Origin of the sequence: Streptomyces sp. NPDC059679 (assembly GCF_042734105.1) — a bacterium.
Classification (GTDB): Bacteria; Actinomycetota; Actinomycetes; order Streptomycetales; family Streptomycetaceae; genus Streptomyces.
In genome coordinates, this window is record NZ_JBHWES010000004.1 from 221616 (window position 1) to 237281 (window position 15666).

Consider the following 15666-nt stretch of genomic DNA (forward strand, 5'->3'; position numbering starts at 1 on the left):
TTCAGTTCCCGTCGTAGGAGTAGAAGCCGCGGCCGCTCTTGGCCCCGGTCCGGCCCTCGTCGACCATCCGGCGCAGGTGCGGGTGGGTGACGAACTCATCGGTCCCGTAGTGCTCGTGCAGGACCTCGAGAGTGCGCACGACCGTGTCGATGCCGATCAGGTCGGCGGTGCGCAGCGGCCCGGAGGTGTGGCCGAGGCAGCCCCTGAACAGCTCGTCGACCTGGCTGGGTGTGGCGACACCGTCCGCGACGACGGCGGCGGCGAGGTTGACCACCGGCATCAGGACGCGGTTGATCACGAAGCCGGGGGCGTCGTTGACGACGACGGACCTCTTGCCCATGCGGCCCAGCAGTTCGTCCACTGCGGCCAGTGCGGTGTCCGAAGTGGACGGAGCCCGCACCACCTCCACCATGTCGATGCGGTCGACCGGGTTCATGAAGTGCACGCCGACGACGCGTCCTGGGTCGGTCAGGCACTCCGCCAGCCGCGCGATGGGGACGGCGGAGGTGTTGGCGGCGATGGTGACGCCGGGCGCCAACACCTTGTCCAGCAACGGGTACAGCTCGCGCTTGCCCTGCTCCGACTCGGTGGTGTTCTCCACCACGAACCCGGCGTCGGCCACGTCGGCGAGGTCGGTGGTGGGACGGATGTCCAGGTGCCGCGGTCCTCGGCCGCCGAGCAGCGCGGCCAGCCTCTCGTGCCGCCGGACGGCCGCGCGGGCCGTGTCCAGGGCTGCGGGGTCGGTGTCGACGAGGGTGACGGCGTAGCCCGCCGCGGCGGCGGCGTGCGCGACGCTGGAGCCGATGACGCCGGCTCCGATCACTCCGAGCGTGGGTGTGCTCATGACGCTGGGCTCCCGTGGTCGATGGGCTCCGGTTCGTGCTCGATGGGCTCCGGTTGGTGGTCGATGGGCTCCGGTTCGTGCTCGGTGGCGGTGAGCCAGGCCTCCACCTCGCGCCTCATGCCGCCGAGGGTCGCGGAGGCGAAGACGACGGAGGAGGGCACTGCCCGTCCGGTGAGCTCCTTGAGGCCCGCGATCAGGTGCACACCCATCAGGGAGTCACCACCGAGGTGGAAGAAGTGGTCGTCGGGGTGCACTTCGCGCAGGCCGAGCAGGATGCGGAAGCGGTGGGCCAGGAACTGCCCGACCGCGGAGCCGGGTGCCTCGCCCGGCTGCGGCGGTGCGGGCGTCTCGGGCACCGTCTCGGTGTGCCGCGCCGCGACCGGCGCCGACCAGGGGTCGGCGGGCGGCTCGGTGTCGGGCAGGTACCGGCGGCGCAGCAGGGCGCGCGGGGGCAGGGTGGTCCGGCGCCGCGGGCCGTGATGCAGGCGCGGCCAGTCGGCCTCGACGCCGTGGGTCCACAGTTCGCCCAACGCCTCCAACAGGATCTGCCGGTCGCCGGCGTTCTCGTAGGACTGCCGCACGGTGCGCACGCACACGGCGTCCGGGTCGGCCTGGGCGATCCAGGGACGGGCGGTGCCCGGACCCACCTCGACCAGGACGCGGTGCCGGGACAGGACCAGTCCGGCCGCCGTGCGGAACCGCACCCGGCTGACCATGTGGTCACGCCAGTAGCCGGGTTCGGGCACCTCCCCGTCCAGCCACGCGCCGAGCACGCTCGAGGCGATGGGGATCCGGGCAGGCTTCAGGTCCACGTGGCGCAGGTCCTCGCCGAGCTTCGCGGCGGCACCGGCGAGTTGCGGGGTGTGGAACGGGTGCGCGGCGTCCACGGGCAGCGTGCTGAACCCCTCGTCGCGCAGCCGGTCCGCCAGCGCCGACACCGCCTCCGGGCGGCCGGAGAACACGCAGTGGCCGGGCCCGTTCTCGGCCGCGATCCAGGTGTCGTCGACGGCGTGCTTCTCCACCTCCTCGGCGGCGGCGAGCACGCTGAGCATGGCTCCGGGCCCGGCCGTCTTGACCAGGTCGGCCCGGCGGGCGATGGCGGCCATGGCGTCTTCGGGTCCGATGACGCCGGCCAGCACGGCCGCCACCCACTCCCCCAGGCTGTGGCCCAGCAACGCGGCCGGGCGCACACCGAGGTCCATCAGCGTGCGGGCCATGGCGTGTTCCATGCAGAACAGCGATAGATGCACCTCACGCAGTTCACGAGGGACCGGGGGTGCGTCTCCGCGGCGCAGCAGGGCGCGCAGGTCCACGCGGTCGCCCCCACGCTCCGGGCGGGTGGGCTCGGTGGCGAACGACCGGCCGACGGCACCGTCGGTCAGCGTGTCCGCCACAGCCACGACGGCTCGGAGGTTGCGGGCGAACAGAGGGTCCGTGCGGGCCAGTTCGGCGCCCATTCCCGGGTAGTGGCTGCCGATGCCCGGCAGCACGAACACGACCTCGGGGGCGTCGGTCGTGGTGTGGCCGCGCTGGATCCGCAGCCGGTCGGCGGCGAAGGCGTCGGCCACCTCTGCCTGCGAACGGACCACCGCGTAGGCGCGGTGCGGGTGCCGGTGGCGGGCGGTCTGGGTCGTCCAGGCCGCGTCCGTGACACGCGAAGGGCTCTCGGCCAGGTGGTCGCGCAGGGCGGCCAGGTCGGCGTTCAGGGCGTCCGGGTGGTGGCTCGACAGCAACAGCAACTCGGCGTCGTCGGACGACGGCGTCGCCGATACGACGGGCGCCTCCTCCAGGACGACATGACAGTTCGTGCCGCCAAGCCCGAAGGCGCTCACCCCTGCCCGCCGGGGCCGGCCGGGCACGGCGGGCCAGTCCAGGGCCTCGCCCAGCGGCCGCAGCGGGCCGGACCGGGCGGCCAGGTCGGACGGCAGCCGCTCGAAGTGCGGCGTGGCGACGAGACGCCGGTGGCGCAGGGACAGCACCGCCTTGGCGAAGCCGGCCAGGCCGGCCGCTTCCCTCAGGTGCCCGAGGCCGCCCTTGGCCGCCCCGACGTGGACGGGGTGGCCGACGGCGGCGAACACCTCGGCCAGCGCCGACCACTCGGTGGAGTCGCCGATGCGGGTTCCGCTGCCGTGCGCCTCCACGTAGTCGATGTCCTCCGGGTCGAGCCCGGCCACGTCCAGCGCGGCCCGGACCACCTCGACCTGGGCGGCGGCGTCGACGCCCGCGAAACCCGACTTGCCGGAGCCGTCGTTGTTCATGGCGGTGCCGCGCACCACCGCCCAGATCTCGTCGCCGTCGCGCAGCGCGTCGGCCAGCCTCTTGAGGACGACCGCTCCGGCACCGTCACCGGGGACGGACCCGCCGGCCGCCGCGTCGAACGGGCGGCACGCCCCGTCCGGGGAGCCGATGCCGCCGAGCGGGGCGTCGTAGCCGCCGGGGGCGGGGACGCGGACCGACGACACGGCGGCCACGGCCAGGTCGCTGCCGTGACCGAGCAGGTCCTGCACGGCCAGGTGGACGGCGGTCAGCGCGGTGGAGCAGGCCGACTGCACGGTGACGGCGGCGCCCTGGAGGCCGAGCCGGTAGGCGATCCGGGTGGCGGCGTAGTCGCCGCGGTTGGTCACCTCCAGGGACTGGGCATCGACGCCGGGGCGGCCGGCCAGCGCGCTGCCGACCCACCGCTCGTAGTCGCTGTGACCGACTCCGGCGTAGACGCTGACGGCCATCGTGCGGGCCCGGTCGACGTTGGCCGTGGTCAGCGCCTCGTCCGCCGCCTCCAGCAGGAGTCGTTGCTGCGGGTCGGTCAGCAGGGCCTCGGACGGGGCGATCCCGAAGCGGCCGGGGTCGAAGTGACCGGGGCTCGGCACGGATCCGTAGGCCGGCACGAACGTGGCACCCGCGGCGGCCTCCCGCCGGGTGATGCTGTCCTCACCGGCGTCGAGGATCGACCAGTACCGTTCCACGCTGTCGCAGCCGGGCAGCCGCACGGACAGGCCGACGACCGCGACGGCGTCGTCGTCGTGGTTGAGCTCGTTCACCTCGGGTCACCTCCTTCGACGTGGGTGGCGGTCCGCGAGCGGACGCGTCGGCGGCGGTCGGACGGCCGCCGGGCGGGCGTGCGGGTGGGCTCCTCGATGTCCAGCAGGCGGGCGCAGCCCCGCGGGGTGCCGGCGGCGAACACCTCGGACAGCGCCAACTGCCTGCCGGCCGCGGCTTCCAGCGCGCCCCGCAGCAACATCAGGCGCAGTGAGTCGCCGCCGAGAGCGAAGAAGTCGTCGTCGACGCCGACCTCGTCCAGTCCCAGGACGCGGGCCACGAGTTCGGCGGCCCTGCGCTGCCCGGGAGTGGCCGGTTCGACGTACGGAACGTCGATCTCAGGGCGGCCGCGGGACACGACCCGCAGCGCCTTGCGGTCGACCTTGCCGCTGCCCAGCAGCGGCAGAGCGGGCACCGAGGCGAGCCGCGCCGGCACCATGAAGTCGGGCAACCGCTCGGCCAGGTACGCGCGCAGCCGCTGGACGGGCACCTCCTCGCCCTCGGGCACGACGTAGGCGACGAGAACCGCGCCCTGGTCGGGATCCGGTGCGCTGACGACGGCGGCGTTGGCCACACCCGGATGGCCCCGCAGCACGGTCTCGACCTCCGCCGGCTCGACGCGCTGCCCACGCACCTTGGCCTGGTCGTCGGCCCGGCCGAGGTACTCCATCTCGCCACCGGGCAGGTACCGGGCGATGTCCCCGGTCCGGAACAGGACCGGCGGGTGGCCGGGGTCGTGCCGGTTGGGCAGGAACCGCTGGGCGGTCAGGTCGGGCCGCCCGAGGTAGCCGTCGGACAGCCCTGGCCCGCCGGTGTGGATCTCGCCGGGGATGCCGGGCGGCACCAGGCGGCCCGCCGGGTCGCACAGGTACACGCGCATGTCGAGCGGGACGCCGACGTTGGTGCCCGGGCCGCCGGTCCTGGGCGAGGCCGGGGCCGCGGTGCGGTGGCAGACGTAGTCCGCCTCGCTCAGGGTGTAGGTGTTGTGGACCTCGAAGCCCAGCGAGCGCAGTTCGTCCTCCAGGTCCTGGCTCAGCGCCTCGCCCCCGACGAACACGTGCCGTAACGCGGGCGCCGTGCGGAACGCGGGCTGGGTCAGCAGCAACCGCAGCATCGACGGCACGAAGCTGACGGTGGTGACGCGCTCGTCGTGGATGAGCTGGGCGAGGTAGCGGTCATCCCGGTCGCGGCCGGGCTCGGCCAGCACCGCGGTGCCGCCACCGGCCAGCGGCCAGACGAACTCCCGGAAGCTGATGGGCGACTTGAGCAGGTGCCGGTCCGCCGGCCCGAGGGCGTAGATGCCCTGTTCCAGCCGGATGCGGGAGGTGTGCATGCGGTGCGGGCGCACCACTCCCTTGGGCGTGCCGCTGCTGCCAGAGGTGAACAGGACGTAGGCCGTGGTGTCGGGCCTTGCCACATCCGGCGGCGGTCCGGCCGGCTGGTCGAGGGCGAGCAGGGCGTCGACCTTCAGCGCCCGGTCGCCGACGGCGGTGTGCCCGCTCGACGTGGTGAGCACGGCCACCGGGTCGGCGAGACCGAGGACGTCCGCGGCCCGCGGCCCTGGCAGGGCCGGGTCGAGGTAGACGAAGCCACCGCCCGCCTTCCAGATGCCCAGGATCGCGGTGAACAGGTCGATGTCCCGCTCGCCGGTCAGCACCACGAGGTCACCGGGGACACCGATGTGCGGGAGCAGGGCGTGGGCGAACCGGTCGGAGGCGGCGTCCAGCTGTCCGTACGTGATGTCGGTGTCGCCGTGCCGCAGGGCCACCGCCTCGGGAGTGCGGGCGCTCTGCTCGCGGAAGAGCTGGTGCAGGGTGACGTCGGCGTGCGGTGTGTGCGGGGCGTTCCATGCCGTCAGCAGGAGCGTGCGCTCCTTGGGCAGCAGCAGTTCGACGTCACCGGCGGCCTTGTCCGGGTGCTCGGCGATCTCGTGGGCGAGCAGCGCCAGGTGTTCCGCGACCCGGTCCGCGCTGCCGGCGTCGAGCACGGTGGTGTCGTGCAGCAGGTCCAGTGCGTCGCCGTCGGCGGAGAGCGTCCACGCGGGCCGGCCGAGCACGGCCGGCGGCTCCTCGACGCGGGCGGGGAGCACAGCGGCGTAGGGCTCTCCGTCGGCCGGCAGCGCGGCGGACCGCGGCCGGACGGCATCGGCGAGCGCGCCCAGCGGGGTGGTCTCCTGGTCGGCATCGCTGTCGTGGTGCACGAGGGCGTGGCCGTCGTCAAAGACTCCGACGACGGTCCAGCCCGCGCCGTAGCGGTGCAGCAGCAGCCGGCTCAGGGCGGCCAGTCGCACCGAGGCGTCGGGCCCTTTCAGCCGGGCGGCCGCCGGCGCGGTCAACGGTGCGGTGGCGTGCCGGAGCCTCGGCTCGCCGCGATCGGGGATGCGCTGCGGGAGGTTGATCATCACCGGTCCCCGCCCGCCACGGTCGCCAGGCCGGCCCGGCGGCGCAGCACGGACCGGGCCGCCGCCATGCCGGTCGCGGCGCCGTAGGTGATGCCGATGATCTTCGAGGAGCTGTCGCCGACGAAGTACAGGCCCGGGATCGACGACTCCAGGTCGTCGGAGAGGTCGAGGTCGGGGAAGAGCCGCTCGACGACGGGGGCGGCGACGGTGGCCGTGCCGGGTACGAGTCCGGGGTGCAGGGCGTTGAGCCGGTCGACCATCGCCAGCACGTCGCGGACCAGCGACGCGGGAAGGCACTCGCGCAGATCGCCGTGGTGGTAGCTGATCAGGCTGGTGGTCAGCGGGCCCTCCGGGGCGGGCCGCCCCGCCAGTTCGTCCACCGTGGACACGACCGGGAGCCCTCCGCCGTAGGCCGCGACCCTGGCCGCGAACGCGGCGGCGTGCTCGGTGCCGTCGATTCCCTCCGGCAGGTCGACCGTGGTGAGCACACCCAGGTTGGACTTGCTGGTGGGCTGGTTGAGGCAGTGCTGCCCGTCCAGGGCGACGGCGTCCAGGAAGCCGTACTGCATGACCCGGCCACCCCCGCAGACGCAGAACGTGCGCACGGAGTGGCCCTCCTCGTTGAGGAAGGACAGCTTCGGGTTGTGGCAGCCGTCCAGCAGCCGGTCGAGGTCCTCCCGCCGCGCCTCCAGGCGCACGCCGAGATCGACACGCCTGCTGGGCCGGTGGCGCACGCCGATCCTGCCGATGAGCTCGCGCACCCACGGCAGGCCGAGCTTGCCCACGCCCACCACGACGTCGTCGGCGTGGAAGGCGGCCGGCCCGTCGGGAGTCGCCGCGCGCACCTCGAACCCGCCGCCGGTGAGCGGCTCGACGTCCTCGGCCCGGTGGTACAGCAGCACACGGCCGCCGTTCTCCTCCAGCTCGGCCTTGAGACGGGCGATGACGACCAGGGAGTCGTCCACGGTGACGCTCTGCGAGAACGCGGTGTCGACGTGCTGGAACATCGAGCCGAAGGAGTCGTCGTGATCGGCTTCGGCGGGCTCGGCGGGCGGCAGCCCCAGTTCGTAGAAGATCCGGTACGCCTCGGAGATCAGCTCCTGGGCGCGGTCGAACGAATCGAGGGCGCGCTCCAGCCCGCTGTAGGAGCGGACGGTGCCGTCCGGCGCCGACTCGATCTTGGAGCGGGTGAGCGACGAGATGTAGCCGAGGTTGGTGTCGAAGTGGAAGGCGGCACCGCCGAGCCCCGTCAGGCAGGTGCAGCGGGGGCACTGCAGCCGGAACTTCTCTGCGTCCCGCACGGAACGCCCGTCCATCCGGGCCACCAGGCGGGAGCACAGGCTCTCCCGCATGTCGCCGCCGGCCTCCAGCAGGGCGACGCGGCGGCCGGCCCGCACCAGGGTCAGGGCCGCGAACAGTCCGGCGGGCCCACCGCCGATGACCACGGCGTCGGTCCGGACTGGCGTGGCGTTGGTGTCAGACATGGTTGCTCCCGTGGGCCGTTGGGCGCCGTTCGAGGTAGCGCTCGAGGAAGGGGCGGTAGAAGAGGCGGCTGGTGTCGCGGCCCTCGGCCTCGATGCGCTCGATGAGCCACTGGCAGGTGAACGGCAGCAGGTCGAGCACGCGGTCCGGCCGCTGACCGGTGTGGGTGCCGTAGTGGTCGAGGCCGCGGGCCAGGACGGAACCGAACCAGTGCTCGCCGGCGAAGACCTGGTCGTAGAGCCAGTCGAAGCCGCGCTCCTGGTAGTCGGGGAAGACCGCGAGCGCCGTCGTGACGAGCAGGTTGACGACGTCCATGGCGGCGATGCCGGTGGCGCGGTAGTCCTCAAAGTCCAGCACCCTGGCGGTGCCGTCACGCGGGTCGCAGCGGACGTTCCACGGACCGAGGTCGCCGTGGGTCGGCGCCAGCAGCGCCGTGCGCAGGGCCTCGTCGGCGTGCCGGACGCCGAACTCGGGCGTGCGGACGTAGTGGGCGGCCGTCTCCAGCGCGAGTTCGGGCGTACTGGTGACGACGGGGCCCGAGCGGTGCAGTTCGACGACGCGGTCCACGGCCGGGCGCAGCACCTGCCACAGGCCGTCGGGTGTGTCCGCGCCCGTGACGGCGGCGGGCAGGTCGACGCCGGGCAGGTAGCTCATGGTGAACCCGCCGCCCAGCGAGTCGAGCGGAGCAGGGCAGCCCAGCGGCGACGGAGGGCGGAACGAGCGGAGGACCTCGAACTCCTTCGCGAGCTTCGGATCGCTCTGGGACAGCGGGATCTTGGCCACCGCCACGGGCTCGCCATCGACGTCGAGGCGGACGAAGGTGCGACGGCGGACCTTGCGGGCACTGGCCGGCGTCCAGGTCCTGGTGCTCACGCGCTCCTGCGACACCTCGCCCTGCCCGGTGCGTTCCCGGTGGGCGGCCAGCATGAGTTGGGTGATCTCGTCGGTGTCGACGGTGCGCTCCGCGAGGTCGGCGGCGGTCACGAGGTCCTCCCGGCGAGGGTGAGGCGGTCACCGATGTCGGCCAGCAGGTCGGCCAGGGCGGGGCCGCCGAGCAGGCCGGTGAGCTCGTCGACGGCGGCGTCGCGTTCCTGGTTCGTCAGCTGCCGGTAGTCGGCCAGCCGTTTGTTCAGGTAGTCGGCGAAGGAGCGGTACTCGGCCTCGTCCGAGAGGAGTTCGCGGGTGAGTTGGTCCAGCGCCCGCGTGCCCTCCAGGTCGTCCTCCGGTACCTCGAACCGGGTGCCGAGGTCGATCAGGCTGGCCGCGTTGTCACCGATCGCGGTACCGCGCAGGGCGCGCAGGTTGGTGACGTGCCCGTAGTGCTGTTCGGGCAGCAGCAGCGGGAGCTTGCGCAGGATGACCGCCTCGTGCAGCGAGGTGAGGCTGGGCGGCACCGCGTACAACGGGGCGTGGGCCAGGTGCCGCAGGAAGTCCTTGTGCGGCAACATCGTGTACTCGATCTCGACGCCGCCGTGGGTCTCGGTCACCGGTTCGCGGAACGCGCCGCCGCACACCAGGACGCGGCGCAGCTCCGGCTGCCCGGCCGCGAGTTCGGCGACCCACCGGCGCAGCAGGTCGAGATAGGCGTTGTGGGACTCGTAGTCCAGGAAGAAGTTCTGGAAACCACCCAGGTTGATCAGCAGGTCGGGGTTGCGTTCCGGCGCGGGGACCGAGAGAGCGGCCTCCAGCGCGCCGCGGTCCACGATGGGGCCGCACAGTTCGATGTGGCTCGCGCCCGCCTTGGTCAGCGACTCGATGCGCTCCGCGACGCCGGGGAAGTTCTGCGCGTACGAGCGGGTGGCCAGCAGGTGGGCCAGCAGGATGCGCTCGTGCGGCGTCAGCGTGTCGAAGACGAACCGCGCGGTCTCGTCGTCGGACCAGCGCACGAGCTGAGCGCGGGCGGCCAGTTCCTCGATGCTGCGCTCGGTGAGCCAGAAGCTCAGCAGGCTGTCGAAGAACAGCACCGGCACGTCGGCGCGGACCGCCCAGAACACGAGTTCCGCGTCCATCACGCTGACCACGAAGTCGGCCTCGGCCAGACCGTCCGCGACGTCCTCGTGCCGCTGGGTGTCGCCCTCGCTGATGCGGGTGAAACGGTGCACGTGGCGCCGCGCGAAGTCCAGGGCGACATCGCGACCCGTGAAGTCGATGGTGGCGCCGTGGAACATCGGCGATATGGCGGTCAGTTTGGAGATGGGTCCGAAGCCGCAGGCCTGGGCGCTGGAGAAGATCCTCATCGTCACGCTTCCCTCGTCTTCCGGTTGCGGTAGCTCAGTACGGCGGACCGGATGCTCTGGCCGTCGACGCCGTAGAAACGGAGAAGTTCCTGGTGGGAGGCAACCGGCGGGTACCGGTGGTCGGTGTGCAGGCTGAGCACCGCCGGACCGCGGCGCCCGAGTGCCTCCGCGGTGGACTGGCCGAGACCGCCGGGCGCCAGGGATTCCGCCGCGGTCACGACGAGCGGCCGGCGGCCGGCGAGCTCCCGGATCGCGGCGGCGGGAAAGGGGTGCAGGGTGGTCACGGAGGCGACGGCCGCCGCCACACCGTCCTCGGCCAGCCCGTCGGCGGCGTCGAGCGCCTCGGCCACGCACCGCCCCGTGGCCAGGACCAGGACGTCGTCGCCGTCGCGCAGCAGCCGGGGGGCGCTGGGATCACCGGCTGAAGCGGCAGGCGGCAGCACGGGATCAGGGCGCGCGGACAGCCGCACGTAGGCCGGGCCCGCGGTGTCGGCCAGCACGGCCCGCACCACGGAGACGGCGTCGGCGGCGTCGGCCGGGCAGTACACCCTCATGCCGGGCATGGCCGACATCAGGGTGATGTCGTCCGTGGCGTGATGGGTGGGGCCGAGCGGGCCGTAGCCGAGGCCACCGCCCACGCCGAGCAGCACGACCGGAAGGCCGGGCACGCACACGTCCAGCCGGATCTGTTCGTACGCCCGGCGGACCAGGAACGGCGCCATGGCGGCGGCCACCGGGCGCAGGCCGCTGCGCGCCAGCCCCGCGGCGACGCCGACCAGGTTGGCCTCGGCGATGCCCGCGTCCACGTAGCGACGCGGATCCCGCTCGAGGACCTGCTGGAACAAGGCCCGTCCGTCCGCGCCCAGGGCGATCAGCCCGGGATCGGCGTCGACGGCGTCGGCCAGCACGGGGGCGAGTGCGGCCCGCATGCTCTGCGGCGCAACGGATACGCGGTGCGGTGTGATGGATGTGGTGGTCAAGGTGGTCTCCTCACGCCGTCGCGGTGAGCGCCGCGACGGCGATCCGGCGTTGGACGGCGTCCAGCTCTCCCATGTGCCAGGCGGGATCGCCCTCGGCGAAGGGGACTCCCTTGCCCTTGGTGGTGTGGGCGATCAGCACCGCCGGGCCGTCACCGGCTTTCAGGGCGATGAGGGCGTCACCGATGGCCGTGATGTCGTGGCCGTCGGTCTCGCCGACCCGCCAGCCGAAGGCGCGCCACTTGTCCGCCAGGGGTTCCAGCGCGCAGACGTCCTCCGTGTCACCCTCCTGCTGGAGGCGGTTGCGGTCGACGACGGCCACGAGGTTGCCGAGCCGGTGGTGGGCGGCGAACTGCGCCGCCTCCCAGTTGCTCCCCTCGTCGAGTTCGCCGTCGCCCGTGAGCACGTAGACCCGGCGGTCCTTGCCGGCGAGCCGTGCGCCCAGCGCCAGGCCACTTGCGAGGGACAGGCCGTGGCCCAGCGCCCCGGTGGCCGCCTCGATACCGGGAATACCGTCCGACGGGTGCCCTGGAAGCTCGTTCAGGTCCGTGGTCAGCACGCCCAGTTCGGCGAGCACGGCGTACAGGCCGTAGACGCCGTGGCCCTTGCTGAGGACGAGCAGATCGCGGTCCGGCCGGTCGGGGCGGGCTGGGTCGCGACGCAGGATCCTGGTGTAGAGCGCGGCCAGCACGTCGATCAGCGAAAGCGCGGGGCCCAAGTGGATGGCCTTGCGCGCCGCTAGTTCGACGACGCGGAGTCGGGCCCGCCTGGCCAGTTCGTCCGCGTTCGACATAAGGAACACTCCTCGCGTGAACGGGGTTGGAATGAGCCGGATAAGCGCGGTTAAAGCCGCCCGGCTTTCAGATGCGGAAAAGGTCTTCCATGGTCTCGTGCGAAATTTCCTTGCTCAGATCCCGTTCGGCCGCGTAAGCCATGTTGATGATCGTGCGCGTGGCGCCTTCCTCAACGGGGTGTACACGGTGCAACGTGGTGTCGGTACGCAGCAGGTAGACGTCACCGGGCCGCAGCTCGTACGAATAGATTGGGTGGTTCACGAGCTGCTTGAACACCTGCGGGTTCTTTTTGTCCCATGCCGTGTTCGGCACCGTCTGGACGAATCCTCCGAACTCGACGTCCGGGCAGTCGACCACGAAGATCACGCCGAAACTGTAGTCGTCCCAGTGCCAGCCATGCGTGTCACCAGGCCGTTCGAGGTGCGTGATGATGTAGTGCTCGGGCTCGTACGGGCACTCCAACACCTGTTCACCCGCGACGCTGCTCAACGCCTTGACGAAGGCAGGGCTGTTGTACAGAGCGACGGCCGCGCCCGCGTGAGCGCGGATGTCGGCAGCGGTGATGTTGCGCATGTACCGCGGGCTGTTGCTGGTCTCCGCGAGGTGCAGATCGCGCCGGACGGACTGTCCGGCCAGCAGCTCGTTCACCTCTGCCGAGACCATGGCTTTCACGTCGTCCGGCAGAAGGTACGACACGAGCGCGAAGCCCGTTTCGTAGAACGACTTGCGCGATACCCACAGCTGCTCGTTGTCCACCTCACGGTGAACGTGCTCCTCGATGGACGAATCCAGTGAAGTCACAATGGACAATTCCGTCTCCCTAGTCGGTCTTTTGCAGCGAAAGAATCCCCCACTGAATTCGGCTCCGAAACTGACGCTCCGACAGCCGCAGGTTTGTTCAGTCAGTGTCACCGACAGATGCTGACCATACCGATCGCGCGGACGCCGGAGCCGAAGACAGTGAACGCGCCGCAGATCCCCGAATGCGAGTTCACGTTCAGCACGACCGTGCCCGGCCGGACCAGACCCTCCTCGCACATTCGATCCGGGTCCCAGACCTCGACATCCGCACCGAAGGAGTTGCTGTCGCCCTCGATCACGACGTGGAACGGTCGTCTCTGTCGCTCCCGGTGGACCCGAAAGAAACGTGCCGCATTTTTTGTATCAGCCTGGATCGCCCGGTTGCCAGTAATGTAAATGTCACCTAAACGCCCATCTATACCTCGTCTAAATGAAGCATTGTCGACGCCTTGAAAACTTGGACAGCTGCTGGTTGCCGTGTTGTGATCGGAGCCAAGGCATCCGTGATCACCACAGGTCGGCTGCGAATCGAGCTGCACGTACCAGCAATTCACTTCGAGGGAGCACCATGATTTCTGGCACGGCACGAACGACAGGGTGCGGATGTCAATCGGCGTGCAGCTCAGGCACATCGACGCCCCGTCCGACCGGCCCCGACAGCTGACCCTGCCGGCCAATACGGCTTTGCGCGCATCGACATCCCCGTTCTCCGTCCCATCCTTTCCGGAAAGGAACATTCATGTCTGCTGGCTACGGGCGGCTGATCTGGCGCAACGGCGTCCTCATGCCGTGGGAGGAGGCCACCGTCCACATCAGCTCAGTGGGCCACGCCTCGGTCTCAGCCGCGTTCGAAGGCGTGCACTCGTACTGGAGCAGCACGCGGGAGACCCTCCACGGCTTCCGGTTGCGCGACCACATGCAACGCCTGCTCGAATCGCTGCGGATGAGCTGGATGGAGCCCGAGTTCGACGCGGACGCGCTCGTCACCGCGACGGTCGAACTCCTCACGTCCTGGCAAACCACGGGCAAGGACCTGCACATCCGCCCGTGGGGCTTCGCCGCCGGAACGCATCGCCAACAGATGGTGCCGCGCGGCACCCCGGCCGAGATCGCCATCGAGACCTGGGAGTTCGAGAGCAAGCTGGGCCAGGGTCGCACCTGCACACTCGCGGTCAGCTCGTGGCCGCGGTTCAACCACGGTGCCTCACCGGCGTCGATGAAGGTGTTCTCCAACTACCACAACGGCCGACTGGGCAACATCGACGCCAGAGCACGCGGGGCCGACTGGCCGCTCTTCCTCAACACCAACGGCCACGTCACCGAGTCGTCGGGGTCGTGCATCGCCCTGGTCAAACGCGGCCGGCTGGTCACCCCGGCCCTGTCCGACGGTGTGCTGGACAGCATCACCCGGCGCACGCTCATCCAGCTGGCCCAGGAGGAGCTCGGCCTCGACGTGGAGACCAGGCCGGTGGAGCGCACCGAGCTGTACCTCGCCGACGAGATCTTCCTCATGGGCACCTCGGCCGAGGTGCTGCCCGCCGTCGAGGTGGACGGCTTCCCGATCGGCGACGGCAAGACCTCGGGTGAGATCACGCAGGCGATCGAGGCCTGCTACCACGACACCGTGCGAGCCGTGACCGGCAAGCACGACGAATGGCTGACCCCGGTGCACCTCGACCGAGCTCCTGACGCGCCGTCGTTCCTCTCCCCCACTGGTTCGAGCGATGCCGGGAGTTCGAAGTGAAGCGTCTCGTCCATGCCGTCGTGGGCTGCGGCCGTGTCGCCCCCAACCATGTCGACGGCTTCTCCGTCCTGCCCGAGGTGGAGGTGCGCTGGGCCTGCGACCGCGATCTCACGACCGCGGAGTCGCTGGCTCGTGCGCATGGCCTGCCGCGCGTCACGACGGACGTGCACGAGGTGCTGGCCGACCCGGAGGTGGACAGCGTCTCCGTCGCGACCGGGCACGCCACGCACCACGGGCTGGTCGCGGCTGCGCTCGAAGCGGGCAAGCACGTGCTCGTGGAGAAGCCGCTCGCCCTCAGCGTCGAGGACGGCGCGGCCCTGACGTCCCTCGCCGAGCGCGCCGGACGGGTGCTGTCGGTCGTCTCCCAGCACCGCTATGACCGCGTCGTCACCGCCGTCCGGGACTGGATCGGGGCCGGCCTGCTGGGCAGCCTCGTCTCGGGTGTGGTCAGCCTGCAGTGCGGCCGCGACGACGCGTACTACGCGGGCAGTGACTGGCGCGGCACCTACACGGGTGAGGGCGGCTCGGCCCTGGTCAACCAGGGCTACCACGCGCTCGACGTGACCCGCTGGCTGACCGGCGGGCTCGCGGTGGTCGGCGCGGCCGCCGGGCACACCGCGCCGCGGGGCGGCATGGAAACCGAGGACACCCTCGCGGCTCTGCTGCGCGGCCCGCGGGGCGCGCTCGTGACCTACCAGGTCACCGTGGCCAGCAGCATCACCTGGCGCACCCGCGTCGAGATCATCGGCACCGGAGGGTCGGTCCTGTTCGACCTCGACCACCCCGGGACCCTGCACGTGGCGGAAGGCAACGAGGAGCTGCGCGCGGCGGCGGCAGAGCTCGCCTCAGCGGAGGTGGAGCAGGCTCCGCCGGGGATCGGCTACTACGGCATCTCCCACCGCCGGCAGATCGCGGATTTCGCGGCGGCCGTGCGGGACGGGCACAAGATGATCGCCGACGACCGGGCCGGGCTGGACACCCTGATCCTGCTCCAGGACATCTATCGTGTGGCCCGGCACGAGGTGGCGGCACCCGTCCTGTCAGCCCTGGGGAGCTGAACGTCCTGGTCGGCGCGGCCACCGCGAGCCGGATCGAGGAGGCCCGGACCGTCGCCGGGGAGGCCCTGCGCACGGATCCACGACCGAAACTCACCCGCCGCCCGCTGTCCGCGGAAGAGGTGGACGAACTACTGCGGGGCGACGTGGCCGCCCTGTACCGGCGCGGGGCGCATCCGGTGCTGCTCGTACGCCTGGCCCAAGCCCGACTCTTCGGCCTCGATCCGCACCTATGCGCGGCCCGCATCAAGACCGCCGAGCCTCGGCTTCACCAGCCCTGGTGCGACAGGTGAGG

The 15666-nt window shown here is 71.5% G+C and carries 13 protein-coding genes; 3 read left to right on the plus strand and 10 right to left on the minus strand.

The window, feature by feature from the left end; genetic code table 11:
• Position 1 precedes the first annotated feature (1 nt).
• The 10 genes from ACFV2X_RS07590 to ACFV2X_RS07635 form a co-directional block, all read right to left on the minus strand.
• The gene (locus ACFV2X_RS07590; RefSeq protein ID WP_385612698.1) at positions 2 to 844 is read right to left on the minus strand and encodes a 3-hydroxyacyl-CoA dehydrogenase family protein; all 843 of its coding nucleotides are present in this window, start codon (positions 842 to 844) and stop codon (positions 2 to 4) included.
• Positions 841 to 3882, minus strand: coding sequence for a type I polyketide synthase (locus ACFV2X_RS07595; protein WP_385612701.1), 3042 nt, complete (start codon positions 3880 to 3882; stop codon positions 841 to 843). The genes ACFV2X_RS07590 and ACFV2X_RS07595 overlap by 4 nt, the downstream gene beginning before the upstream one ends.
• Positions 3879 to 6281, minus strand: a complete 2403-nt coding sequence (locus tag ACFV2X_RS07600; protein WP_385612704.1) for an amino acid adenylation domain-containing protein — start codon at positions 6279 to 6281, stop codon at positions 3879 to 3881. The genes ACFV2X_RS07595 and ACFV2X_RS07600 overlap by 4 nt, the downstream gene beginning before the upstream one ends.
• On the minus strand, positions 6281 to 7765 hold the full coding sequence (locus ACFV2X_RS07605; protein WP_385612707.1) for an FAD-binding protein: 1485 nt from the start codon (positions 7763 to 7765) through the stop codon (positions 6281 to 6283). Before ACFV2X_RS07605 ends, ACFV2X_RS07600 begins: the two co-directional genes overlap by 1 nt.
• Entirely contained in the window at positions 7758 to 8747 is a 990-nt protein-coding gene (locus tag ACFV2X_RS07610; protein WP_385612711.1) for a phosphotransferase, read from the minus strand. The genes ACFV2X_RS07605 and ACFV2X_RS07610 overlap by 8 nt, the downstream gene beginning before the upstream one ends.
• On the minus strand, positions 8744 to 10000 hold the full coding sequence (locus ACFV2X_RS07615; RefSeq protein WP_385612714.1) for a hypothetical protein: 1257 nt from the start codon (positions 9998 to 10000) through the stop codon (positions 8744 to 8746). Before ACFV2X_RS07615 ends, ACFV2X_RS07610 begins: the two co-directional genes overlap by 4 nt.
• Positions 10001 to 10002: 2 nt before the next feature.
• Positions 10003 to 10980: a transketolase family protein gene (locus tag ACFV2X_RS07620; RefSeq protein WP_385612716.1), complete on the minus strand. Its 978-nt coding sequence runs from the start codon at positions 10978 to 10980 to the stop codon at positions 10003 to 10005.
• Between the two features lie 10 nt (positions 10981 to 10990).
• Complete coding sequence (locus ACFV2X_RS07625) at positions 10991 to 11770, minus strand: transketolase (RefSeq protein WP_385612718.1); 780 nt, start codon at positions 11768 to 11770, stop codon at positions 10991 to 10993.
• A 67-nt stretch (positions 11771 to 11837) separates the two neighbouring features.
• Positions 11838 to 12581: an ArpA protein gene (locus ACFV2X_RS07630; RefSeq protein WP_385612719.1), complete on the minus strand. Its 744-nt coding sequence runs from the start codon at positions 12579 to 12581 to the stop codon at positions 11838 to 11840.
• 98 nt (positions 12582 to 12679) lie between these two features.
• Positions 12680 to 12871, minus strand: coding sequence for a hypothetical protein (locus tag ACFV2X_RS07635; RefSeq protein ID WP_385612721.1), 192 nt, complete (start codon positions 12869 to 12871; stop codon positions 12680 to 12682).
• A gap of 440 nt (positions 12872 to 13311) precedes the next feature.
• On the opposite strand from ACFV2X_RS07635, the gene ACFV2X_RS07640 reads away from it, so the two are divergent.
• The 3 genes from ACFV2X_RS07640 (at position 13312) to ACFV2X_RS07650 (ending at position 15664) form a co-directional block, all read left to right on the plus strand.
• Complete coding sequence (locus ACFV2X_RS07640; RefSeq protein WP_385612724.1) at positions 13312 to 14316, plus strand: aminotransferase class IV; 1005 nt, start codon at positions 13312 to 13314, stop codon at positions 14314 to 14316.
• On the plus strand, positions 14313 to 15374 hold the full coding sequence (locus ACFV2X_RS07645; RefSeq protein WP_385612726.1) for a Gfo/Idh/MocA family protein: 1062 nt from the start codon (positions 14313 to 14315) through the stop codon (positions 15372 to 15374). The genes ACFV2X_RS07640 and ACFV2X_RS07645 overlap by 4 nt, the downstream gene beginning before the upstream one ends.
• A 119-nt stretch (positions 15375 to 15493) precedes the next feature.
• Complete coding sequence (locus tag ACFV2X_RS07650; protein WP_385612729.1) at positions 15494 to 15664, plus strand: hypothetical protein; 171 nt, start codon at positions 15494 to 15496, stop codon at positions 15662 to 15664.
• The last annotated feature ends 2 nt before the right edge of the window (positions 15665 to 15666 follow it).

Bases quoted from the DNA above. Each gene is read 5' to 3' on its own strand.
- ACFV2X_RS07625 (WP_385612718.1), bottom strand. From the start codon at position 11,770: ATGTCGAACGCGGACGAACTGGCCAGGCGGGCCCGACTCCGCGTCGTC.
- ACFV2X_RS07600 (WP_385612704.1), bottom strand. From the start codon at position 6,281: ATGATCAACCTCCCGCAGCGCATCCCCGATCGCGGCGAGCCGAGGCTC.
- ACFV2X_RS07640 (WP_385612724.1), top strand. From the start codon at position 13,312: ATGTCTGCTGGCTACGGGCGGCTGATCTGGCGCAACGGCGTCCTCATG.
- ACFV2X_RS07605 (WP_385612707.1), bottom strand. From the start codon at position 7,765: ATGTCTGACACCAACGCCACGCCAGTCCGGACCGACGCCGTGGTCATC.
- ACFV2X_RS07590 (WP_385612698.1), bottom strand. From the start codon at position 844: ATGAGCACACCCACGCTCGGAGTGATCGGAGCCGGCGTCATCGGCTCC.
- ACFV2X_RS07615 (WP_385612714.1), bottom strand. From the start codon at position 10,000: ATGAGGATCTTCTCCAGCGCCCAGGCCTGCGGCTTCGGACCCATCTCC.